1 protein-coding gene is annotated in these 3,130 nt (G+C 34.3%); it reads left to right on the forward strand.

The window, feature by feature from the left end:
• On the forward strand, positions 1 to 3,130 hold a 3,130-nt coding region (locus HMPREF0013_RS23230), incomplete at both ends, for an AAA domain-containing protein (protein WP_005804849.1).

The raw sequence follows: 3,130 nt of genomic DNA on the forward strand, positions 1-3,130 counted from the left end.
CTATTCAAAGAATTCGAAAGTTATCAAAATATTTGGAAAGATTGGAAACAAAATAACGATGAGATTAAAAAATCTATTGTTGTTTACGATAAATTATTCTCATGGAATACCGCGATTAATTTAGGTGGAACAGGCGATGGTGAAGAAATTGTTGCAGGCTTTGGCTTAGTTGACTGGGTACTTCCAACGACTCAAAAATCTTACTCATATCCTCTTATTACTATCCCGTTAGAAATGGAGATAGAAAAAAATGGATTAATACGTGTAGGTGCCAAAGATACACGTGCCAATATAGAAATGGATGCCATCTTATTAGAGGATGATCTGCCTACTTCAGGACAAGTAAAAGTAACCTTAAAAGAAAACTTAAATAATGGTCGCTCATTACGCCTATTTGAAGGGGAAACTTACTCTGATATAGTTAATGCCTTCGTCGCGAATATTTTTTCAAAAGGAGCAATTGTTGAGGCAGAAAATAGGGCTATACCATCCAAAAATCTAACGGTGACATTAACATCAGTACTGTTTAGTCGTCCTAAAAGAAATTCTATTTTAAGCGATGACATTGAGTTATTAAAAACTAAACTTAATGACCCTTCAGTGGCTATACCTGAACAACCTTTATCGTTAGTGACAGAATTAAAAAGCGATATTAATCAAAAAGAGACTTATAGTTTTAGAGGGCGTTCTGGTACTGAGGGATTCGGATCAAAAGTTGAAGAGCTTTATTTCCCGCTGCCTTATAACAAAGAACAAATTACTATTGTCCAGAATCTGCTAATCAGCAGTGGTGTAGTGGTGCAAGGTCCACCAGGTACAGGTAAAACACATAGTATTGCCAATATTATCTGTCACTATTTGGCGAATGGTAAAAAAGTACTGGTAACTGCACAGCAGTCACATGTCCTTAAAACAGTACATGAAAAGATTCCTGATGAATTAAAGCCTTTGGTAGTCAGTCGCATTGGTTCAAGCAAAGAAAGTAAAAATCAGCTTGAATCTTCAATCGATTTGATTGTGCAAAAAATTACCCAAATGAATGTTGCAGAAGTTCGAAAAACGATCGAAGTTCTAAAACATCAAATAGATCATAACCATCATGAAATGGCTTTGATTGATCGAGAAATATATAACTTTGCAGAAAAGCATTATCAGAATATTGAAGTAGATGGTAATAAAAAATTACCTATGGATATCGTGAAAACGGTATTAGAAAGTAGAGTATCCTGCGAATGGTTTACCGACCAATTAACTTTGGAGGAAAAAGACCAGTTTCCTTTTTCCCAGATTGAGTTGATTCAATTGAGAGACTCAAGGAAGAAAATAGGTACAAACTTACCATACATAAATTATGGACCTCTACCAGCTCCTGAAAAGCTGTTAGATTCGGCGAGCCTGAAGAAATTAAGTGAGTTCTTAAAAGAAAAAGATGAGATTGAGGAATTCTTAAAGCAAAATGACCTACATAATTTCAAGGAAACTATTTCTGAATCAGAAATTAATGAGCTAAGAGATTGGTTGAAGATTTATCTAGAAGATCTAAACTTTGTTCTTGATCAAGCAGAACCATGGTTATTGAGCTATTTCAAGAAGATAAATGCAGAAGATAAGGCTATGGAACTTGATATCTATAGTAACCTTATTCAAGAAGTTCAGCCTTTATTGGAATACAGGAAAACGCTACTAATTGATCCCATAGAGCTGAATTTTGAGATACAACCAAACTCAAAAGAATATCAAGCTGTTCAACGTGCTGTTGATACAGGTAAGCCATTTAATTGGTATCATTTTGGTACTGCTGAATTACAAGACCTTTTTAAGTCAATTAAAGTTTCTGGAAAATATCCTGATACATCAGATGAATGGAAAAGACTTAAAGAATATCTTGATAGAAAGCAGACTCTTAACATCTTTATGAGCAAATGGAATAGTATTGCAGCACAATTAGACATTCCTTTAATTGAGTTAAATAATCGTAATATCGATGAAATATTAAAAGAGTTCACGCAGCTCATCAGTAGAACCCAAAAATGCCTAGATTTGAAAAATAAATATTTGGATCTATTTAATACGAATTATTTAAAAGCTTTTAAGAGAGCTAAATCTTTTGATTTCTACGGATTACCTAAAAATATTGATGACTTGATTCAATTGTTAGGGCAGAAGTTAAAAATATTTAATTTAGAAGTCTATCAACAACAACTGGCTGATCAAATCCTTTATTTATCAGAGTTTGGTAATAAAATATCAAATCAGTTAAAAAAAATTGTATCTCAGATTGATTCCGATTCATTACATGAAAGTGAACTTGGAGATTATGCTGATCTATTAAAAAAATTATCACATTTAAAAGATCTAACAGAAGATTTTGAAAGAGTTAAATCCGCCAGTATTAGATTGAGTAAAACAAATGCTTTGATTCTTAGTAAACATATTCTGGAAGTTCCGTACGCTGAAGAAATTGAAGATCCTGTATTACGTAATACATTGCTAGAGGCTTGGGAATGGAAACGTCTTGAGATTTTTGTAATAGCCATCAGTAATACAAGTCAAATTGAAAATTTGTATGAGCACCGTCGTATTCACGAGAAGAATCTATCTCAAAATTACGCTCAATTGGCAGCAAACAAGACATGGCTGGCATTAAAGGAAAATGCCTCAGACAAAATTTTAGTTGCATTACAGCGTTATAAAATTGCTGTACAACACTATGGAAAAGGGACAGGTAAGAATGCTCCACGTTATAGAAAAGATGCTCAAGTAGCCCTTAAAGAGGCAACAGCAGCTATTCCTTGCTGGGTCATGTCACATCTTCAGGTATCTGAATCTATGCCTGCTGAATTAGGCCTCTTTGACTTAGTGATTGTGGATGAGGCATCACAATCATCAATTGACGTATTACCTGTTTTAATGCGTGCTAAAAAATTATTAGTAGTGGGGGATAATAAACAAGTTTCTCCGAGTAATGTCGGTCTAGCAAGTGCTCAAATTGATGTATTAAGAAATCGTTATCTACATGGTCAGCCACATGCTGCATATTTAACACCAGATATGTCTTTATACGACATGGCTTCTTCTATCTATGAGTCAAGTGTGATGCTTCTAGAGCATTTCCGCTGTCATCCTGCGA

The organism is Acinetobacter sp. SH024 (genome assembly GCF_000163635.1).
Taxonomy (GTDB): domain Bacteria; phylum Pseudomonadota; class Gammaproteobacteria; order Pseudomonadales; family Moraxellaceae; genus Acinetobacter; species Acinetobacter pittii.